Source organism: Leptolyngbya sp. FACHB-8, from assembly GCF_014695575.1.
Taxonomy (GTDB): Bacteria; Cyanobacteriota; Cyanobacteriia; order Elainellales; family Elainellaceae; genus Vacuolonema.
This window is the reverse complement of the sequence record NZ_JACJOO010000048.1, coordinates 134,363-156,298: the sequence shown is the minus strand read 5'-3', so window position 1 is coordinate 156,298 and position 21,936 is coordinate 134,363. Positions and strand designations below refer to the sequence as shown.

Here is a 21,936-nt window from a genome sequence, read left to right as displayed (position 1 = left end):
AGCCATATCTCCACCTACCTCCCCATGCCTTGTGCGCTATTTTGTTTCCCACACGACCCTCTATCAATACGATCGCCCGGTTAGCCTTTCACCCCACGTTATCCGCCTGCGCCCTCGAGCTGACCTGACCCAAACCCTGGTCAATTTCACCCTCGACATCTCTCCTGCTCCTATTCAGATCATCGAAAACGTTGATCTGGACGGCAACGATATTCTGATTGCCCACTTTGACTCCAATCCCTTAATGACCCTGCAAATTGCCACATCCTTTGAGATAGAGACCCATCGGAGTAACCCCTTCGCCTATCTGCTCGAACCCTGGGTCAATCGTTTGCCGTTGGATTACCCCACCACTCTACAGGCCCAACTTCACCCCTATCTCACATCCGCCGCCGCTAACTTCCCGGCTCTAGACCCAGTGGCTGTTGAGCTAGCAGGTACCATTTGGGAGAAAACAGACGGCAACCCAGTGATGTTCCTGTGGGAGCTGAACCAGCAGATTTTTAACACGTGCCAGCACATTGTGCGAGAACAGGGCGACCCCTTTCCACCTGGCCTGACCTGGAAAACAAAAACCGCTTCTTGTCGGGATATGACGGTGCTCTTCATCGAAGCGTGCCGAGCCATGGGTTTAGCAGCCCGCTTTGTCAGCGGCTACCATGAAGGCGATCCGGACTGGAAGCAGCGTCACCTCCACGCCTGGGCTGAGGTCTATCTGCCAGGGGCAGGATGGCGGGGATATGACCCAACTCAGGGGTTGGCCGTGGGCGATCGCCATATTGCCTTAGTCGCCGCGCCCAATTCCCGTACAACAGTCCCCATCTCCGGTAGCCTCAAAAGCGGTATTGGGGTCACTACCGAGATGCAATACGCCCTCACCATCAAAGCTTTGATGTAGAGCATTTGATTGTGATAATGCGGAGTACGCCCTCCTAAGTAACGGGGCGGTTATCCCTGCTGGTTCCTCCGTATTAGCTCCCAAGTGGCTATGGGGACAGGTGTTAGACTAATGGGGATTGTTTAACGATCGAGGTGGATGCGTTGAAGCTGGATTCACTGGCAGGGCGGCCTTGGCTTCCCGTCTGGTATCTAGAAATGAAATTGCAGCGCAGACGGCTCTCCGACCCTGCCCTCTCCTGGGCCGATCGGTGCGAAGGGCCCAGTCCAGGCTGATCGACCTGTAACCGAGGTTTGTGAAGGCTGCCGGTTCAGACAGTCATGCCGAGTCCCTTCTAGCGCAAACTGGGTCGATCGCAGATATAACTTGCACCACTCGATGGCAGTGTTGGAACGAGTTCCGAATTAAACGCAATAGGTGTGTTAATCCTGTCACGTGCAGGATTGGATTCAGAGATGGTTTGAAACGTTGATAGTTCGTGTGTTCCGCACGAAACGTGTTCCCGTTGCGAGACGTTTAATCTTCTCTAACCATGAGCTGTAACAGGATGCAGCCCAAATGCTGATGTTTTGAGGGCAAGCGCTCCCTGGCTCAGTGTTGAATAGCTAAATTTTCCTATGCCTCGGAGGCTCTGAGCCTATTGCTGGAGATCCACACTGCGATCGCATGGGAATTTTGTCATTTTTAGCCATTTCACAACAAAGGAATCCATCATGTCGAATCGTCTTAGCCGCAAAATTGCTCCTGCTCCAGTCTCTGCGAACGTAGGGGTTGTCGAGTTGATTGATCAGTATTTCACCGCCTATAACTCGGCGCGCCTGCGGGAAATTTGCCATCTGCTCACCCGCGACGTGTTCCAAGAGGGCGTTACCGTTGGCCTCAGTCTCTCCGGTGCCTTGACCCCGGCTGGCTTTGGCGTGTCGGTGCTGGCTCCCTTAATGCGGAACGGCTTTATTGATTGGATCATCAGCACAGGGGCTAACCTTTACCACGATCTCCATTACGGCCTGGGTTTTGACCTCTACGCCAGCAATCCTTTTGTGGATGATGTCAAACTGCGTCAGGAAAACCGTATCCGGATTTATGACATCGTGTTTGGTTACGATGTGCTGTTGGAAACGGACGCTTTTATTCGTGAACTGCTACGCGCCGAGCCCTTCCAAAAGCGCATGGGTACGGCCGAATTTCACTACCTACTGGGTAAGTACATCAACGCTATCGAGAAGCAGTTGGGGGTCACACATTCGTGTTTGCTGTCTACAGCCTATGAGTGTGGCGTACCCATCTATACCTCCTCACCGGGAGACAGTTCTATCGGTATGAATGTGGCGGCCCTAGCTCTGGAAGGCTCCAAACTCGTACTGGATCCCTCGCTGGATGTGAATGAGACGGCGGCGATCGCCTACGGTGCCCGCAACACTGGCAACTCTGACCAGGAAGGCAAGAGTGCTGCCATCATTCTTGGCGGTGGTAGCCCGAAAAACTTCCTGCTACAAACTCAACCCCAAATCCACGAGGTACTGGGCTTAGAAGAACGGGGACACGACTTCTTTGTGCAAATTACTGATGCTCGTCCCGATACAGGCGGGCTGTCAGGAGCAACCCCCAGTGAAGCCGTAAGCTGGGGCAAAGTAGATCCCGATGAGTTACCCAACACCATCGTCTGCTATACCGACAGCACCATTGCCCTACCGTTGATTGGTGCTTACACCGTCAATCAGTGTGAGCCCCGCCCGTTAAAGCGTTTGTACGATCGCCGAGAAGAACTGCTGAATACCCTCCGTACAGACTATTTGGCGGCGCTGGAAAAAGGCGGCGAGCACAAGCCCCGCATCCAACCTGTCACGCCCGAGGGTCAGCCCACAATTGCGACTTACCCCTGTGGCACGCCGATTAAGCGTTAATTCCATACCAAAGTGCTTGGTAAGTTAGAAAGCCATCTTGCAACTTAGGCTTTCTACTAAGGAGATTTCTGAGAAACAATATCCCCATTATTTGAAAAAAAGGCGCGGCGAAGCCGCGCCTTTTTTTCAAATAATGGGGAAGTTCTTATCTGGAAATCTCCTAAGCTAACCTTAGTTCGGGTTAAGGGCTTTTTCGAGTGCCGCGCGTCGTGCGGCACTCGAAAAAGCTCATTGTTGCGTGCGCTTCGCGCACGCAACAATGAGCTTTTGGGCTTATCCCGAATTGAGGTTAGCTAATGGCCTGTCCAGATTTTGATAATGTCCCGACTGTTCCAGGTTTGAAACACAATCAGGTATCTAAGGAGCAGCTGTTTCTGCTTCTACTAGAATTCGCCAGGGAATGCTGGGATCAGTCGCGAGATACTCGGCCACGGCTCGTGCCCCATTTCGATTCAGGTGGCTGGGATCTTGGAAGTAGCGAGGTTGAGTATCCCACTGACGGCTCAAATCTCGATAGACAAAGCCGCCCTGAGTCGCCAACTGTTGCATGTGCTGACGAAATTGTTGCTCGCGCGTCAGGCGAAAGTTGTCAAAATGATCTCGGTGGAGGGGCAGGCTGACAAAGACCAGAGGGATCCGCTGACGGCTGAGATAGCGAGCGAGTGCCAGAGTTGCGTCTGTTTGTACCCCTGCCAATTGGAAGGGTGAATAGTTGTTGTCGTACTGTCCTGCCACCCGAGGGAAGCGCTGAAAATAAGTAGCCGGATTATACTCATCTGGGACAGCGTTAAAACCTTTGTCCGTTAACTCCAGAACAGTCGGTTGAGACAGAGTGGCAGTGAGCGTTCGGGTGACCGGAAAATCCTTCCCTTGAAGCAAGCCGGGTAATACGCAGGGCAAAGGCAAAGCAGCTTCACTGGTCATCGCCATGGGAGCCGTCTCAACACAGCGATTATCCTGATTCTCATGAACTGCCACGGGGGGTAGCACGGGGATAGGGCGATCGCCTGCCATCACCTGTCGGTAACCAGGAGACGTTGCAATCCCGTTAAAGGTTAGATCTTCTCGGGCACTGTTAAAGGCGCGGGAGCCGTCGGCCCAAATTATCAGGCGGGGTAACTGCTCAGGGGCCAGCAACTGGCGCACCATAAAATCGACAGCCTGAGCCGTGGCACCATTGATGCTGAAATTGTACACATCAACGTGCGTGAGCCCCTGTGCCACCAGCGCTTGTTGTAAAACAGCTGGATCTACACCCTGCAATGCCCGTGAACTGCCAACAACCAGCACATCTGGCGGCCCATTGGAGAGCACATAATTGCCATAGAGATAAAGCTGCTGGTCTAACAACTCACTATTAAATGTAGGAAAGTCGGGCAAAAAAACACCGGGGCCAGCGGGCAGAATTTGAGTTTCAGCCGTGGCTACCTGGCCGTAATGTCCAGCGCTCAAGTTCATCAGCATGTTGGGCAGTAGGGCAATGGCGATCGCCCCCGGCAAGAGCGACCCCAAATACCAGGGATTGAGATGAGCCGCCTGTTTTGCCTGTTTGTGGGGGGCTGACTTGCTGCGCTTCTTTCTTGTCCAACCCTGCATCATCTGTCAACGTCCATTTAGCTGGCTGTACCGTTAATAGGATATAGCAAGGGTCTGAGATCAAATCCGCCATGTTTTGAGACCAATTAGAACTTCCAGAGGCCCACCATATTTAGAGCATCTATTACTGCGTAGTGCGCTTTGCACACCACGCCATAATAAATGCGTCAGTCTGAACGAATATTGAATACCAGCAGTTCTCATTATGACCTTCAAAGCCAAGATTGCGCGCCCGTCGGGCGCGCAATCTTGGCTTTGAAGGCCGAACGCTTGCCTTCGGCAAGCGGTTTTCGGGCCTAATTCCATACTGAGAATTGCTGATTGAATACATGTGGCATTAGCATAAAGGCCCCGCATCCGTAAAACGAAGCAGAGCCTATAAACAGCCCTTTACTGTTAAAACAAAATGGCAGGTCAGCCCCAAGGCGTCAGGCTAAACGATACCCGGCTCGTCATCCTTAGGCCCAACGGCCATTTGAACAACAAAGGTTGTGGTATCGCCGCCTGTCTGATGGTAGCGATCGGCCCATTGCCGCAGCACCTCATCCAGTTCTTCTAAGGCCTGATCGACCCGCTCTGGTGGAATGTCTAACGTTTCTAACATTCGTACCACTTGAGGTTGGCGATCAGCCCAGTCCTTCATCAAGCGGAAGTAGCGGGCTGTATCTTCCACCATGATGTAGGTGCGTTCTTCATCATCCTGGGGAGAATAAGACGCACGGGTGAGCGCATAGAACGGCATTCCCCATGGCGAATCGATTCGCATGATGGTGCCGGAGTAAAGCAAGCGCCGCTTAATGTGTTCCGCCAGCGCCTCACTCATGGGCAAACGCCGCTCCTCAGGCAGGTCCTCCTGAGAACGTGCATGCAGAAACTCAATAATGTCCATTAACTGGAAGGACGTGATGAGCTGCGCATCGGGAATAATTGGCGGCAACTTCGATTCCAGTTGACGTTTTTCATCCGAGGTCAGACTCGTCCCTGCAATCCGCGATCGCCCCGGTTGCCAGGGATATTGCTGTGTCCAAATATAAGGCAACTGAATGAGATAACCCGGTTCTTGAGAACCCAGCATCTTCAGCAGTTTGCCCTCGGTCAGTGCCTGCCGCACCTCTTCTACAATAACCTTCACCCGCTTTGGCTCAATATGATGCAGGTGGCCTGTCATTCGCAGGTTTTGCTCCTGCTCCAGATAGGTCATGTAGATGGCGCACTTGGCAGCAGTCGCAGCAGCATCTAGAAAAGCTCCATGGCGATGGCCGCTGGTTCGCATCGCGCTAAACGCCAGATAGAGCATGATCTGATCCATTGCACTGGGACCAAGCCGCTTGATCAGATCCAAATCTCTGGTCATTTCAACAAACTCAATCTACGTCGAAGTGTGCAAAACCGTCAGAACTCTGCCATTAGCACCCAAATAGGCAGGTAGCATGAAAATAATGCTAGTTTAGACTATTTTGGAAGCTTCACAACCATTTCTCAGGTATCAGCTCAAGTCTCTGGGTTTGATAGAAGCGGCTGAGGGCTAGATTGACGAATTGTTCTTAGAATGCCCTCTTTACTTGGAAAAACATCGAGCCAGGGGAAAAACCTGTGCATCTAAAGGGGTTGGAAACTGCGCTGCTTCCTCTCCATCAGGCTTCAAACGAAACGCATCCGATATCCGTCAAGTTCGCAATTTACTTAAGCGCTGCAGTTGGGCAGTTCACACCGTCCGCTGCCCCGATGGAAGAATTGCACATGCAACGGGATGGTTGTGGAATGCTGCTTTTCATAGGTCGGATAGGATGGTACACTTGCGCTGGGGCTAGTCATAGCAGGAGCAATCTGGCCAGTAAAAGGCAGCAGAGAAGCTGTCGCAAGCGTAAGAATTGAGATAAGCATGGAAGGGAATCCGTGTTGGGTTTTCTATTCCCTGTTACATGCGTTATGAAATCGAATCAGGACGTTACGTTTAATTTATTGAGATATTCCACTCGAATCCAATTACCATAGAGGTTTGCTTTTCCGTAGACGGTGATGAGCTGCTCGTCTTGTAGCTGACGCAGTTGTTGCTCAACGTCAGGAAACAGAGTCACCAAAGCTGGAGGCTCCGTATTTTTGCCGAGAAGATTGCCTCGTAAACGGTAGCTTTCCTCTGAATGACGCGAAAAATGACCTGTCATTTTCCATGCTTCTGGTGGAGCGGTAGCAGATTCTATTGAGCAGGCTGCGATTCCATTCGTTGGGTATTTTTCTGGATAGTTGAGAAAAAGTTCTTGCTGCGATCGCCACTCCTCATGCCCCAATGTGGGATGCAGGAGGGGAATCACTGCCGCCGGAGCGGTGGGCTCTGCCAGGAGAGCCCGCTGCAACAAAGATACAGGGAGATCGCGGGGCTGGCACTGTTGCTCAATACAAAGAGCGGCTGCCATACCAGCTGCCTGACCAATCCCTAACACTAGCGGTTGTAAACGGGTTGCCCCATTCGCCATGTGGGAAACCGAAATGTTTTTATCGCAGACTAATAACCCATTAAGTGTCAGCGGAACCAGGCTGCGGTAGGGAATGGCAAAGGGTGTCCCCGTCCAGCGACCACCCCAGCGCATTGATTTGGGGTGGAAGGGAATAGCATGGTTCGGGTAGTGGTGGTCATTGGGGTAGTTACCGACGGCGATCGCCTCAACGATTCCCTCAGGAGTCAGCGGCAGCGGGGCAACATTTCCTCCAGAAATCGGCAGAATATCTTGCTCCCGTACCGTCGTTAGCCCAACCAGTCGTCGGCTTTCCCGGAAGTAGGGATGGAGAGCAAAGGCACCACCGCCAGGAGTTCCAGGGATTTGTGGAAATGTATCGGATGCCAGGCCATAGCGATCGCCCAAATTTTGCTGAATGAAGCGAGCAAATTGCTGGCTGTACTGCTGAGCATCCTGAAAAAATTCTTGCCGAGCAGAGGCAGAGGTGACGAGACGATCGCAACCCTCGCCGTAGTCATTGCCTTTCTGGGGCCAGTTGATCATGAAGCGATCGCCTGGCAAACGGCCATAATTCAAAAATGTCTCAGCCCCATATCCATCCCAGGCTCCCTGAAAATCATCCATGACGTCTCCCGGTAAACCAGGGAGAATGTCAGGAGCTCCATGGGAGCCAAAATCCCGTAAAACCACAACCCATGTAGGAGCTTGCACCGGATAGCGAACCATCCAATCTTCTAGCACTGGAGGAGCACTGGGCTCACCCAACTCTGACTGCAACTCCCAGCCCCAGCGGTAAGGTATCTCTGCCAGGGCAAGCAGATCCCCTAACTCGGTGCCATCCAAAATGATGTCGGCTTCAATGAAGTAGTCTTCAAAACGAACAGCGGAAAGGCGATCGCCCGTCCGCTGTACGTCAAGAGGCACCTGCCCCTGAATCCAATGTAAGTTGGGCAGTGCTACTACCCAATTGGCAAAGATTGCGGCTCCAAGACGCGGCTCATAGGTAAAGAAGCTAACCCAGCCATTGTCTAAACCACCTGGCTGTCGCCGTTCTAATTCCTGGACAAAGGTTCCCCAAATGCCGGTCTGCAAAGCTTGTAGCTCATTGCCATCCGGAGCACTCACCCCTGCTGATGTCAGCATCCCCCCTAGCCAGGAAAACTCACTGACTAGAATTGTTTGTGCGCCTCGGCGGGCGGCTTGGAGAGCAGCTGCTGTACCCCCCGTGCCGCCGCCGACAACCAGTACCTCTGTCTTGAGCCGTTCCATGGAAAGACGTTATTCTTCGTCTTCCAGCATATCCTCGTCGTCGCCATCATCAGCGCTTGCCCCGACTGACATGGCCGAAACGACCGCGCCCATCGCCAGCTTCTCACGCACCTTGTTGGCAACTTCTTCTGCCACTTCAGGTTTCTCTTTCATGTACTTGATGGCGTTATCACGACCCTGGCTGATGTTTTCGCCGTTATAGCTATACCAGGCACCTTTACGCACCAGTACGCCCGTCTCTTCAGCCAGGTCTACGATACAACCGAGGGTGGAAATACCTTCCCCAAAGATCACATCAAACTCGGCAATCCGGAAGGGAGGAGCCACTTTGTTCTTGGCAACTTTGACCTTTGCCCGAATTCCGAACTCTTCGTTGCCCTTTTTGAGGGTTTGAATCCGGCGGATATCCAGACGAACGGAGGCGTAGAACTTGAGGGCATTACCACCCGTTGTGGTTTCAGGGTTACCGTAGGTCACCCCAATTTTTAGACGGAGCTGGTTCAGGAAGATAACGCTACAGCCAGTCTTACCGATGTTGCCGGTAATTTTCCGAAGGGCCTGGCTCATCAGACGGGCCTGCAGACCCACGTGAGAGTCGCCCATTTCCCCTTCGATTTCAGCGCGGGGAACCAGTGCAGCGACGGAGTCTACAACCACAATGTCTACTGCGGTCGATCGCACCAGTTGATCCACAATCTCCAGCGCGGCTTCCCCTGTATCAGGTTGGGAAACGAGAAGATTGGCGATATCAACTCCCAGAGCTGCAGCGTAGGCGGGGTCGAGGGCATGCTCTGCGTCTACGAAAGCAGCAATACCACCAGTCTTTTGGACTTCGGCGATCGCATGCAATGCCAGGGTTGTCTTACCCGAACTCTCTGGGCCATAAATCTCAATTACTCGCCCCTTCGGCAACCCACCGCCCAGGGCAAGATCTAACGTAAGAGCACCCGTAGGCACAGTTTCCACCTTCATTCGGGTGGCATCGCCCAGGCGCATGATAGTGCCTTTGCCAAAATTACGCTCAATCTGGTTCATGACCATATTGAGCGCCTTTTCCTTTTCCGAAGTTGCGTCAGTCGCTTTTGCCATGGGTGCCTCAAAACAGGACTAGTGCGGTGAGATGCGGACAGGGTGCAGCCAAAATTAAGGGAAGTCTGGAGGGCAATCAGGCAAGCCTGCTGCTGTGTTTTATCACTCTATAGAAATCCCACCAGAATACAAGGTAACTTTTTCGGACGTTGCTGGCTCTCTCTGAAGATATTGGCGGTTGCCCAACTGTTTGACTAGCTTACAGAACTCCATTATAAAATACAACTGTACTATTCGACCAACTTCAGATCATTCTTCTTGAGTTCTCGCAGAATTTTAGATTTTACGCCCGGTTTCTGGCCTTGAAGATGAAGTAGATTTGGTATCTCGGAAGATGGGGAAGCCAGCAATACTAAAATTCTGATTGGTACATCTTTAGGTTTTATTCACACTCCTCCCTTTAATGTTTCAGGATTCTTCTGATCTGCTCACCGTGGATTCTGTGCTGTCGGTCGCTGGGCTGACGGCCTATCTGCAAATGCTTCTAGAAGAAGATCCGCACTTGCAGCAGGTGTGGGTTACGGGTGAGGTGTCGAGCACGAATGCTCATCGGAGCGGACTTTTCTTTACCCTGCAAGATCCGGACAGCGGCGCATCTATCAATTGTGTCGTTTGGAAAAGTGGGCTCGATCGCCTGGTTTGCCGACCTGAGCCAGGAACCAGCCTGGTTGTGTTAGGACGAATTGCCCTTTATCCTCAGCGGGGCTCGTATCAACTCACCGTATGGCAGGCACTCCCAGCTGGGGAGGGGTTGCGAGCACTGCGCTATCGGCAATTGCGCAGTCGGCTGGAGGCAGAAGGATTATTTGATGTGGAGCGGAAGCGATCGCTTCCCCCACACCCCCATACGTTAGCTGTTGTCACGTCGCCTCAGGCGGCTGCCTGGGGTGATATTCAACGTACACTAAACCATCGTTATCCCGGTTTGACCGTACTGCTGTCTCCTGCCATTGTGCAGGGAGAGCAAGCTCCAGCGTCGATTGTGCGAGCCATTCAGCGAGTCGAGCAGGACGGGCGAGCCCAGGTGCTTATCTTGTCGCGCGGCGGGGGTGCCGTTGAGGATCTGGCCTGCTTTAATGACGAGCGAGTGGTACGTGCGGTGGCAGAATGTTCTATTCCAGTCGTGGCAGGAATTGGGCACCAGCGGGATGAATCGCTGGCCGATCTGGCAGCTGACGTGTGCGCCCATACTCCTACAGCCGCCGCAGAGTTGACCGTTCCCCGTTGGATTGATGTGTATGAAGCCCATCAGGAAAGAATTGTGGCGCTGCAACAAGCGACAGAGCAATATTTTGACTATCAGGCTGACCGGTTGGATGGGTTGCGCGATCGCCTGGAACGGCTACGTCTGGATCATCGGCTGCATCAGCAACAACAGACGCTAGCGTGGTTACGCCAGCGTCTGCTCCATAGCACTCGCCATCTGTTGCATCAGGAAGTACAACGTTGTCAGCTGTTGCGGCAAACTTTGCAAACCCTTGATCCTGCAGCCGTTTTGCAGCGCGGGTATGCGGTGGTGCGCCAGGAGAATAGAGCGATCGTGCGATCGGTTCAAGATGTGGCAGTGGATGAAGTTTTGGAGATTCAACTGGGGGATGGTACGGTTCGGGTTCAGGCGATCGAAAAGTTGCCAGGCTCTGTTTGATGGGGATGAAAGCTTGAATGTGATGATGGTTTGCGGATAGGTTTTGCCGGAAGAGTTTAGTATCGGGGGATGGGATTAGACGGGGCTGGAGGAGCGCTCGGCTCAGTGTTGAACCCCAAGAGGTCTGTGGTTTTGCGCTCAATTGCAATGTTGATTCGGATGGAAAGAACTTATGGCAAGGCGTTCTAAATCTTCAGAAACAGCAACCGATCTGAATTGGCGATATGAGGCATCTATCAGTGAGGTAGAGCGAATTATTCAGGCGATCGAAGGTGGCGATCTGGATTTGGCCGAGGTGTTTGAGCAATTTGCCACAGCAGTCCAGCACTTGAACCAATGCGAAACCTTTTTGGGCCAACAGCAGCAGCAAATGGCGGTACTGATTGAGACGTTGCAGGACGGAGCGGAGGATTTCTGAGGTGATTCACACCTAAATCCAAAGTTCGTCGCCGCTTCTGAGTGACAAACTTTGAGTTCGGGTGGGATGGACATTTCCCCAGGTCTGGCGTCAGAATAAGGGCTGCCCTTCGCAGCACAACGGGAGTTCTACTGTGCCCTCCGAAGTTGTTGAAATCCTCTCGGCTGATGAAGTTCGCCGTACTGTGACCCGATTGGCGTCGCAAATTATTGAACGGGCTGGGGATAACCTATCCCAGGTCACTTTGATGGGGATTTTTACCCGGGGCGTTCCCCTGGCAGAAGTGCTGGCGCGACAGATTGAAGCGTTGGAAGGGGTGAGCCTTCCCGTAGGGCATCTGGATATTACCTTTTACCGGGATGACCTGGATCAGATTGATGTACGAACGCCAGAGAAGACGGAGATTTTATTCGATTTGTCTGGCAAAACTGTCGTGCTGGTCGACGATGTGATCTACAAAGGGCGTACCATTCGGGCTGCGCTGAATGCTGTGAATGACTACGGGCGACCCGCAACCATCTGGCTGGCAGTGTTGGTGGATCGAGGGCATCGGGAAGTGCCCATTCACCCAGATTTTGTCGGCAAGAAGCTGCCGACGGCCCGGGACGAAATCGTCAAAGTGTTTTTGCAAGAGACTGATGGGCGGGACGGGGTTGAATTGCTAACGCGCTCCTGATTTGCTCGCCTTCGATTAATCATTCGTTGTTGAGGAAGGGTTATAGAGCGCTTCCTCTAAATTAATGGAGACTGTCATGAATCCTTCGGACGCGGATGTTCCGCTACCTCAAGCGATCGCCCAATCGTCTGCTGTCGATACTCTCCTCAATGCATTCACGCATTTTGGCGTGGAATTAGGCCTGGAGCGGATTGAACGCTTACTGACCGCCCTTGGAAATCCTCAACGTCGGGTTCCAGTGATCCATGTAGCGGGAAGCAATGGAAAAGGCTCCGTATGCGCATATCTATCAGCTGTGTTGACCCATGCAGGCTATCGGGTAGGCCGTTATACGTCACCGCATCTGGTGGATTGGACAGAGCGCATTTGCTTAAACGAGCGGGCGATCGCTCCCGAAACCCTGACCACTCTTTTAGAACAGGTGATCGCGGCAATTGATCCAGCCCATTCTTCCCCAACCCAATTCGAGATCATTACGGCTGCGGCCTGGCTCTACTTCGCCCAAGAGCAGGTGGATGTAGCGGTGATGGAAGTGGGCCTGGGAGGGCGTCTGGATGCAACTAACGTGTGCGATCGCCCCCTGGTCAGCGTTATCACCTCCCTCAGCCGAGAACACTGGCAACGCCTGGGGCCAACCCTGGCAGATATTACCCGTGAAAAGGCCGGCATCCTGAAGGCAGGCTGCCCGGCAGTTATTGCCCCTCAACCCGAGGAGGCGATGGCGGTGTTAAGGTCGCGCTCAGCAGAGTTGGCCTGTTCAGTCACGTGGGTGGAGCCTTCTATCGCGATCGGTGAAGGATGGGCACTTTGGAACGGTGCCGGGGATGCTAGCCCGGAGGGATTACCAGGGTTAAAGTATCAAGTGCCGCTGGGAGGTGGGCACCAATTGATCAATTCGGCGGTGGCGATCGCCGCTCTCCGGCTCCTACAGAAACAGGGCTGGGCATTGGATGACCTGCACATTTTAGAAGGGCTGGCGAAAACTCGCTGGCCCGGACGGATGCAGTGGATACAGTGGAGCGCTGATGGTTCCTTGAAGAATCAGCGTCCGTTGCTCATAGATGGTGCGCATAATCCGGCAGGAGCCGAGATGTTGCGGCGGTATGTGGATGGAGCGGCCCTTTCGCGCCCCCTATCCTGGGTCATGGGGATGATTGCCAACAAGGATCATGGGGATGTGTTTCGGGCATTGTTGCGGGAAAACGATTCTTGTTCTGAAACGATGGGCGATCGCCTACATCTTGTTCCCGTTCCCGATCACATTACGGCTGATGTTGGGGAACTGACGGCGCTGGCTAAACAAATTTGCCCAGACGTAGACTGCACCGCCCATCCGGATGTATTTTCGGGTCTGGAAGCTGCCTATGCTAACAACCCAGATGGGACGGTTATCTTGTGTGGCTCGTTGTACTTGATTGGGGATTTTTTCAAGCGCGCAGGTATTCATTAGACGTCCTACGTAAACCGTTGCGTGGCGAAGCCACGCAACGGTTTACGCCCTGAAAAATCGATTCATGCCGGAAGCCTTGTCAAAACAGGCCCTAGGGAGGCGGTGCCCATTGCCCCTGGTTGACTAACCGCACATCGGTGCCCGTCAGGTTGGTATGGAATGTCCAGAGAGGCTCCCCCCAATCCGTACTATTCGTCTGGGGTCCTAAAAACTGCACCGCCCAGCCGGGGCGAATATCTGTGCCACAACTAATGGCATCCTCTGCCGTATTCAAGCAGCGGTCGAATAACCGTGCATCAACCCAATGCAAGTGAAGGGAGGAAGCAGACACCCCAGTTTGCTGAGCAGCCGCAGCGAGAATGCGTTGTTGCACCGCTTCCGGAATGCTTTGCTGCCCATCGGGTTGCACTGCCCAGCTTTGCGGGTCGGTTCCCTGAAGGATGTAGTAAACCAGGCGAAATGGATTTTGCGCTGTACCCCCTGCCACTACCATGCGCCAACCTGAACGGGTTATGTTTGGGCAAATCCCTCGAAACGGCCGGGTTGGACCAGAACCTCCCTGGCATTCATTCCAGGTGACAGGTTCAATAGAGTCAACCCCAAAGTCTAATTCTCCAGTAGTTTCGGAATTAGAGTCAGAGACAAGTTCTGTTGTCGTCAGCCGTTCCCAGGCATCTCGCACAACTGCATTGGCAAGGGGAACGGGCAAAGTACCCAGGGCGGCGCGATCGCCCTCACCAAAATAGGCAAACGCATCCTCAACATCAATCGGTTGGCCCAGGGTGGAAATGGGAATAATCCGTTCGCCCCTATTTCCAGCTACCAACACCCGCCAGGCCAAAGCTAGAGGCGGAGAGGGACAAAATCCTTCATCAGGGCATGCGGTAGCAGGGAGTAAGGAGACTTCCTGCACAGCGGAGACTTGCACTTGGGACAGTGGAATTTGGAGCGCTGTAGCGAGTTGCGATCGCTCCGAATCCGTCAAACTAGCCGCCGCATTCATCACTGCCCACCGTTGCCGATCGGCGTAGTAAACCCGTGTGATGCGTTGTTGAATACTGGGAAATTCTCCACTGACCTCAACCCGCCATCCCTCATGCGACTGCGGTTCACAGGGGCCATAGGAGAAGCGCCCCTGGGGTAAGTCGGGCAGGCAATCCTTCCAGGCCACGCGTGCAGAACGGACGATGCGAATATTGGCGAGACGGTTCTGATAATCACGCTGAAAGCTCCGTCGAACCGAGTTCGCAACAGGGCGGGGAAGCGATCGTCGTCGGGGGCGTGTCGTTGTAGTCCCCTCTACCTCCTGAGGCGGCTCCACCGGTTGTTGCGCTTGAGTAGAAATGTTTTCATAGAGCTGTTCTAGCTGCTGCACGAGAGGATTAGAAACATCAATTTGCGTGTTACAACCCCGCAATTCCTCAACAAGCCCATGGACATGTAGAGTATAAATGGCCTCTCGTCCATCCACAGCCACCTGGCAAAGCGGATAAACAGCCCCATTTACGGGTGTTCCGGCGTTGCGAATCGCCCTTATATCGGACTGAGCTATGCGTTCCCGCAGAGATTCTAGTTCGGCTTCGGTCAGATGGCCCGTCACGGGAGTCGTCTGGTGGGTGGTGTAGCGGTAGGTGCCATCCACAAAAATTACGACCTCTGAGAAGCAGCCCGGTTGGATGCATCGCCCCCCTTCCCGACGAATAGAGACCAGCGTTGCGGGAGCATCGCTGCTGGCCAAGGCAGGAGAGGGCGTAATCGACAGACCCAGGAAAGACTCGATCAGGTGGGCACTCTTAGTAGAGGCGATCGGCTGTACCGTTCCAATGGAAATTGCCACCCATATCCCTAATACTCCATAAATCAGTCGTCGAAGCCGCATGGCCGTGCATCCTTCTAGAAAATAGCGAACCTACTGCTAAGGTACTCACTGACGATAGATCAGCGATAGGAGTTTCATTTTTTGCAACCCCTTTAACCCCCTTAGTTCTATGCAATTGAAAAGTAGATTTTTCATGCTTGAACAGCATGAAAAATCTACTTTTTCTACCCCTTATCAAATAGCTTCCAATATGGATTATGAGAGACATTTGCATCTGCCATAATCCCCACAAGCTACCTGATACTATCAGGACATTATTGAATTTAGTTCAAGGGCCCATGTCAGCAGCAATTATCATTATGAGCTTCAAATCAAACAGGACTTACGCAAGCCCGCTATCTGTAGTGCATTTGTGTTGTGAGTGGGGTGCTTCGCACCCCACTCACAACACAAATGCGTAAGTCCTATCAAAATGAGAAGCTAATCAAGATAGTTAATGTAAAAGAGGGTTTGAAATGTTTATTATGGTCTTTCAAGAGATAAGTATTTCAAACACCTCTTTAAGTTGTTTGGGCTTTTTTGCGAACTTTTGAGGCCGTTGATTGTGACGACTGAATTGGCTGTTGAATAGGCAGGGAAACGACAAATCGAGTTCCTTCCCCAATAACAGAATGGCACTCAATCCTACCGTGGTGTTTGGTCTCGATGATGTCTTTGGTAATCGAAAGCCCTAATCCGGTGCCGACCCCTACAGGCTTAGATGTATAGAAGGCATCAAAGATCCGAGATAGCCGCTCAGTGGGTATACCACAGCCATTGTCAGATATCGTTACCTGTATCTCCTCCAGGCTGGAACGGGTTAAATGAATACGAACCGTTGGTGCCCAGGCAGACAGCGCGGTGCCTCCTCTTTCCGTCTCAACGGGCTGTTTTTCCTCCAGAGCATCTAGAGCGTTCACCATGAGGTTCATAAAGACCTGGTACAGGAGCCCGCTATAACCCTGCACCAGAGGCACCTCGTCATATTGGCGCTCAATTGTAATTCCCCGCTTGATACGATTGTTCAGGATTAGCAGTGTACTATCCAGACACTCGGGCAAATTTACTGGATGGGTTCCTTCCTCATCCATCCGGGAAAAGTTTTTGAGGCTCAAGACGATCTGTCGAGTGCGATCGGCCCCAATTTGCATGGAAGTGAGGAGTTTGGGTAAATCCTGAGACAAGAATTCCAAATCAATAGCCTCGGCCAATTCCACCACCTTAGGATCCGGATTAGGAACTGTAGCTTCATAGGTCTTCACCAGCTTCATCAAATCGTTGATGTACTCACTGGCATGAATCAAATTCCCATACATAAAATTGACCGGGTTGTTAATTTCATGGGCAACCCCGGCCAGCATACGGCCCAAACTGGACATCTTCTCGGCTTGCAACAACTGCTCCTGCTGAAGACGTCGCTGCTCTTCGGCAGCAGCCTTTTGATCTTTCAGTAAGTCTTTGACCCGCTGAATTAATTTATTCAGAGAATGCGCTAAAACACCCACTTCGTCCGTAGCGGTAACGGGTGCTCGCAAATCAAAGTCAGCGTCTTCAGTAACCCGACGGGCCACGTTAGTTACGGCACGGAGAGGACTGGCGATCGCCCGGCTCGTATAGGTGGCAAAAAAGATTGCCAGTAACCCCGACAATGCCATGCTGACAAACAAAATTTGCTGCCGCAGTTGCTCAGCCCGTAATACATCCTCCTCAGCCTGTTGTTCCAGACGCTGGGTAATCGTGACCAACTCATTCAATTGAGACGAGAACTCATCTAAACGTTGCGCCGATGAGCTTTGGGTGAAAGCGTCTAGTTCTGCCTCAATCGTTGCCGACGTGGCCTCGGAGGAGGGAGAGAACCGTTGGTTCATCAACTCATTGAGGTGATTCAGGTAGTCAGATGCGATGGGAAGCTTTGTAATCAAATACTCAGCGACTTCCGCTCCCCGCCCCCAAAACTCTGGATTTTTTTGGATATCCTCCATGGTTTTGCGAAAATCTGCCAGAAGAATTTCGGCCCGATCCAGCCGCATATTCGCCATGGAATATTGAAAGGGGAGTTCTTGAGGATCCTGCACCAATCGCATGAGCCGCTGCTCATTGGTACGAACCTCTAGCAAAGCAATTTGGAGATCGTCGATGAGTTTTTCTGCTTGATGAAAGGTCTCTCGGTGTTCAGTGGCTCGATGCTGAATTTGATTTCCGACAATAGAACCAAGGACGGTTCCTAACGTAGCAATGCCCAGGGCGATCGCATAGCCAATCCCAATTTTGGTTCCGATATTGAGGCGACTAATGAGGGGACGAGATTGGGCGATCGCTGTTTTGAGAGAGCTAATACTGGTTGCAGGCTCTCCAGCCTTTGGAGTCGATGGGTTAGACATAATCGCAGGACGTCAGGAAGAAAGTGTGGATAAACCCAACAACAACCCAGAATTTAGTGAGGTTATAGCTTTATAAATTGCTACAACCCATAACATACCCAGGCAACAACCGAAAGTATCGATAACTCTTTACACCCCAATCACTTCATTTTCAGCGATCTTTCACGTTCTTGCCGTAGGAGTAGGCGCCCAAGTGCTCTGTCACTTCTTGAAGGATAAGCAGCCCACGACTTCACGCACAAAAACACTTAGTTTTGTCGGGCCCTGTGGCAAAGTCATGTAGCACGACGAGATGGCTCAGACTCCGTGTATTGAACAACCTGTACTTCTTTTTGTGAGAGTGATAGCTTAGCCGCCACTCTCACAAAAAGAAGTACAGGTTAGTTTATGGATGCCCTTTCAAACTCCAGCGATCGCAGCAGCTCAGATCTGATGTGACTGTTGATCCCCTCAGTCTGGTAAACTTTTAGACTGAACCGATGTCTGTGGAATGACGCAAAATCAGCCGTTTTGGGAGGGTATCTCAGGTGGAAGCAACACTGGGTTTAGAAATCATTGAAGTCGTTGAGCAGGCTGCGATTGCCTCAGCCCGTTGGATGGGTAAGGGCGACAAAAACACCGCAGACCAGGTCGCCGTGGAAGCCATGCGGAAGCGCATGAACCAGATTCACATGCGGGGTCGCATCGTAATCGGGGAAGGGGAGCGCGATGAAGCCCCCATGCTCTACATCGGTGAAGAAGTGGGTATTTGCACCCGCGAAGATGCTAAAGATTACTGCAACCCCGATGAGTTACTGGAAATCGACATCGCCGTAGACCCTTGCGAAGGCACCAACCTTTGCGCTTACGGTCAACCCGGTTCGATGGCCGTACTGGCAATTTCTGAGAAGGGTGGTTTGTTCAACGCTCCCGACTTTTACATGAACAAGCTGGCAGCTCCCCCTGCCGCTAAGGGTAAAGTCGACATTCGCAAGAGCGCCACTGAAAACCTGAAGATTTTGTCCGAGTGCCTAGACCGCTCCATTGATGAGCTAGTTGTAGTGGTAATGAAGCGCGATCGCCATGACGAGCTGATCAAAGAAATTCGGGAAGCGGGTGCTCGTGTTCGTCTGATCACCGACGGTGACGTATCTGCGGCCATCTCCTGCGGCTTCGCTGGTACCAACATCCATGCTCTGATGGGTATCGGTGCGGCTCCCGAGGGCGTCATTTCTGCAGCAGCTATGCGCTGTCTCGGTGGCCACTTCCAGGGTCAATTGGTGAGCGACCCAGCTGTTGTGAAAACTAAGGAATGGGCGAACAAAACCAAAGAAGAAAACGTCGCCCGTCTGAAGGAAATGAACATCACCGATCCTGACAAGGTTTACGAGTGCGAAGAACTCGCCTCCGGCCAAACGGTGCTGTTTGCGGCTTGCGGTATCACCTCTGGCACCCTGATGGAAGGAGTTCGCTTCTTCCACGGTGGCTCTCGGACCCAGAGCCTGGTTATTTCCAGCCAGTCTAAGACCGCTCGGTTCGTTGACACCATTCACCTGAATGAAGCTCCCAAGTACATTCAGCTGAAGTAAACGTTCCTGAGATGTGTGCGGCACTTTTCGCCGCGCATCCTTCAAAGAGGGAGTGGGGCCTATGCATCCCACTCCCTCTTTCTATAGCAATGTGCAAGTGCGTTAAGTGCAGAAACGGTGGTGTAGGGCACTTCGTGCCCTACACCACCGTACTTAATCAACGTGCACAGCGCTATATAGCTGAGCGTATGATTCATACAGCAATCGCTTGCCCTTGCTTTAAAGCATCAGCCCGATGCTTTAATAGTGTGGTCTTCGGCAGTGGCCCACGCAGATGATCCCAGGGGAGAACTTGATCAAGTACCCAGGACTCGTGGACATAGTACTCAAGGGGCGGTAATTGCCCTCGCATTTCCTTGAACGCTCGGCGATAACTGCCCAGGGTATCCCCGTAGTGGCGCACCTTCTCCAGAAGAGGTGCTAGACGGCGATCGCCCCGCGAAATCAAAGCCTGGATCACGGACCAGTTGTAACTCTCCGGTCGAAAATCAACTCCGATGGGGCGCAGATGCTTTTGCAGATACTTCAGCCGTTTCTCGGCCTCTGGATTCACCCCAAACCATTGAAATGGAGTGTGGGCTTTGGGCACGAAAGTACTACATCCCAATGAGAGACGTAGACCTGGTGCCGCTTTTTTGAGATCCTGCATCATCTGCACAGTAGCCTCCATGTCCTCTGGCGTTTCATCGGGAATTCCAGCCATACCATAGAGCTTCATAGCACTTAGCCCGCCAGCCTTTGCCTGTACCGCTGCCTCAATGACCTCCGCTGTGGTGAGCTTTTTATTGATCACTCGACGGAGGCGATCGCTCCCACTCTCGACAGCGATCGTGATGGAACGGGTATCATGCTTCACCAGAGTACGAGCCAGCTTTTCCGTCACCGTGTTGGTTCGCACAGAGGCAATGCTAAGGCGAACATCGTCATATTTCGGTTGATCTAAATAATTCAACAGGGTTTCAAATTCAGGGTGTTGCGTCACCGAAGCCCCAAGCAATCCTAAGCGACGAGTCACCGTCAAACCTTTTTCAATCGCTGGAATGAGAGATTGCTCAAGACTGGCTGTGCGAAAAGGAAGGGTCAGGTAACTGGCTAAACAAAAGCGGCACATCTCTGGGCAACTGCGCACCACTTCCACCATGAAAATGTTTTCCCAGGCCGCATGTTCTGTCACCACGGTAGAAGCCGACAGCACATTCCCCCGATAGGTTTGCTTCTCGACTTGAGTGGGGATGCTGGCATCAATAGGCTCGATGATGGCGATCGCCCCGTCCGGCACATCGTAGCTCACGTGATACAAGCTCGGTACATAAATTCCAGGCACTTGAGCCAGATGCCGCAGTTTTTCTATCCGGGATGCCCCCCGAACCGCCTGGTAGGCCGTTATCAATTCTGGCAGCAGTAACTCGCCATCTCCCAGCAACACAATGTCAAAGAAATCAGCGAAGGGCTCGGGGTTGGCCGTTAGTACGGGTCCACCGCCGAAAATAAGGGGATGAGAATCCTGGCGATCGCTCGCACGTAATGGAATTTCAAAGCGCTCCAGCAGGCCCAGAATATTGACATAGTCAAGCTCCCACGACACTGAAAAACCAAAAAGCTCAGGATGAGCCGGTAATGGCTCTGATTGGTCAGTGAACAATCGGCTAACATTCAGAGCCGGATGGCTGGCCAGAGTTGCCCAAACCACCTGATATCCCAGGCTAGTGATGCCGACACTGTACTCATTTGGGAACGCAAAAATAACCGGAATTGCGTTCGCAGCCGGGATGACAGGTTGAAATAACAATCGTTCAGCAGAAAACACAGAACTCACAAAAGTACCAGCAGGGGATGGAGATTCTTCTTCAGGCTACCACTGCGACTTGATTGTTGGGTTCTGCCCCTCTTGTGCACGAAGGGAGTGTACGTATAATTGCGGGAGAAAACTGGGCTATCTACAGCTCTTCTTCTCAAGATTGGAAACTTGATTTTTGAGCAGCATTCTTCCGTACATTTTCCCTCAATTATCCCTATTAAATTAAGAGATTCCGTGAAATTCGGTAGGCATCCAAAACTGCTATGGGTTAGACCCCTCATTATTTTATCCGCATAAGGAGTATTGTAGAGATAGGTTGCTACTTCACCTAGATCGGGATTAAAGAGGACAGGTTAACAGGTATATGCCTTGCTGTATAGAGGTTTGAGACCGAGAAAGGGTGAACAATATTAGCCCTAAATTACCGTGGATGCGATGAGCTCCTCAGTGGGTTACCAGCAACCGGGTAATGGCTACATCAGCACAAACGAAAGCAATTCAAGGTATGGCCTGAAGACATTACGAGATTTCTCGGATGATCTTCTCTGTACTTTATGAATTTACAAAAGACGATTTCAGAACATATACCGTATGAATTCACTGAATCTTTATGTAAACCTAAAGGAGTTAAAAAAGCTCGTTACCGTTATTCCATACTTCATCCCTTGGGTTTGACCTGAATCACCATTCTCTGAACTATTGGAAGGGAGGGTAGTCCAACAAAGGTGGATCACAAATTATTTCTAAGAAAATACTTTCAAAGTTTGGTACTGATTGTCCCTAGTTTCCCCGCTCAAAGCAGCGTTGGTTCATTTATCCTCTACTGATGTGAAATTTTAGAGTTCGTAGTAAATACTATCGGACAGCTATTACTAAACAGCTCATTTGAAGTAGGTACGATGCTGGGTGGTCGAAGCCAGCCCAGACGGA

14 protein-coding genes are annotated in these 21,936 nt (G+C 52.0%); 7 read left to right on the top strand and 7 right to left on the bottom strand.

Annotated elements, in window-relative coordinates:
• Positions 1-31: 31 nt before the first annotated feature.
• Both H6F91_RS28550 and speY read left to right on the top strand, forming a co-directional pair.
• Complete coding sequence (locus H6F91_RS28550; protein ID WP_190775123.1) at positions 32-898, top strand: transglutaminase family protein; 867 nt, start codon at positions 32-34, stop codon at positions 896-898.
• Between the two features lie 713 nt (positions 899-1,611).
• Positions 1,612-2,802: a deoxyhypusine synthase gene (speY, locus tag H6F91_RS10895; RefSeq protein WP_190775124.1), complete on the top strand. Its 1,191-nt coding sequence runs from the start codon at positions 1,612-1,614 to the stop codon at positions 2,800-2,802.
• 357 nt (positions 2,803-3,159) lie between these two features.
• Here speY and H6F91_RS10890 read toward each other — a convergent pair whose 3' ends face one another.
• The 4 genes from H6F91_RS10890 to recA all read right to left on the bottom strand — a co-directional run bounded on the left by H6F91_RS10890 (position 3,160) and on the right by recA (position 9,212).
• Positions 3,160-4,401 (bottom strand): hypothetical protein, encoded by a 1,242-nt coding sequence (locus tag H6F91_RS10890; protein ID WP_206754923.1) that lies wholly within the window; start codon positions 4,399-4,401, stop codon positions 3,160-3,162.
• A 430-nt stretch (positions 4,402-4,831) separates the two neighbouring features.
• Positions 4,832-5,752 (bottom strand): heterocyst differentiation master regulator HetR, encoded by a 921-nt coding sequence (hetR, locus tag H6F91_RS10880; RefSeq protein WP_190775127.1) that lies wholly within the window; start codon positions 5,750-5,752, stop codon positions 4,832-4,834.
• A 586-nt stretch (positions 5,753-6,338) separates the two neighbouring features.
• On the bottom strand, positions 6,339-8,123 hold the full coding sequence (locus tag H6F91_RS10870) for an FAD-dependent oxidoreductase (RefSeq protein ID WP_190775129.1): 1,785 nt from the start codon (positions 8,121-8,123) through the stop codon (positions 6,339-6,341).
• A gap of 9 nt (positions 8,124-8,132) precedes the next feature.
• The gene (gene recA / locus H6F91_RS10865; RefSeq protein ID WP_190775130.1) at positions 8,133-9,212 is read right to left on the bottom strand and encodes a recombinase RecA; all 1,080 of its coding nucleotides are present in this window, start codon (positions 9,210-9,212) and stop codon (positions 8,133-8,135) included.
• 403 nt (positions 9,213-9,615) lie between these two features.
• On the opposite strand from recA, the gene xseA reads away from it, so the two are divergent.
• The 4 genes from xseA (at position 9,616) to H6F91_RS10845 (ending at position 13,401) form a co-directional block, all read left to right on the top strand.
• Positions 9,616-10,857: an exodeoxyribonuclease VII large subunit gene (gene xseA, locus H6F91_RS10860; RefSeq protein ID WP_190775131.1), complete on the top strand. Its 1,242-nt coding sequence runs from the start codon at positions 9,616-9,618 to the stop codon at positions 10,855-10,857.
• Positions 10,858-11,029: 172 nt separating this feature from the next.
• Entirely contained in the window at positions 11,030-11,275 is a 246-nt protein-coding gene (gene xseB, locus H6F91_RS10855; protein ID WP_190775132.1) for an exodeoxyribonuclease VII small subunit, read from the top strand.
• A 133-nt stretch (positions 11,276-11,408) separates the two neighbouring features.
• Positions 11,409-11,951, top strand: coding sequence for a bifunctional pyr operon transcriptional regulator/uracil phosphoribosyltransferase PyrR (gene pyrR, locus H6F91_RS10850; RefSeq protein ID WP_190775133.1), 543 nt, complete (start codon positions 11,409-11,411; stop codon positions 11,949-11,951).
• A gap of 76 nt (positions 11,952-12,027) precedes the next feature.
• Positions 12,028-13,401, top strand: a complete 1,374-nt coding sequence (locus tag H6F91_RS10845; RefSeq protein ID WP_190775134.1) for a folylpolyglutamate synthase/dihydrofolate synthase family protein — start codon at positions 12,028-12,030, stop codon at positions 13,399-13,401.
• Positions 13,402-13,492: 91 nt separating this feature from the next.
• On the opposite strand, the gene H6F91_RS10840 is transcribed toward H6F91_RS10845, so the two are convergent.
• The gene (locus tag H6F91_RS10840) at positions 13,493-15,280 is read right to left on the bottom strand and encodes a hypothetical protein (protein ID WP_190775135.1); all 1,788 of its coding nucleotides are present in this window, start codon (positions 15,278-15,280) and stop codon (positions 13,493-13,495) included.
• Between the two features lie 500 nt (positions 15,281-15,780).
• Positions 15,781-17,640: an ATP-binding protein gene (locus tag H6F91_RS10835; RefSeq protein WP_190775136.1), complete on the bottom strand. Its 1,860-nt coding sequence runs from the start codon at positions 17,638-17,640 to the stop codon at positions 15,781-15,783.
• A gap of 527 nt (positions 17,641-18,167) precedes the next feature.
• On the opposite strand from H6F91_RS10835, the gene glpX reads away from it, so the two are divergent.
• On the top strand, positions 18,168-19,208 hold the full coding sequence (glpX, locus tag H6F91_RS10830) for a class II fructose-bisphosphatase (protein ID WP_190775137.1): 1,041 nt from the start codon (positions 18,168-18,170) through the stop codon (positions 19,206-19,208).
• Positions 19,209-19,401: 193 nt separating this feature from the next.
• Here glpX and H6F91_RS10825 read toward each other — a convergent pair whose 3' ends face one another.
• Entirely contained in the window at positions 19,402-21,024 is a 1,623-nt protein-coding gene (locus tag H6F91_RS10825) for a radical SAM protein (RefSeq protein WP_190775138.1), read from the bottom strand.
• Positions 21,025-21,936 lie beyond the last annotated feature (912 nt).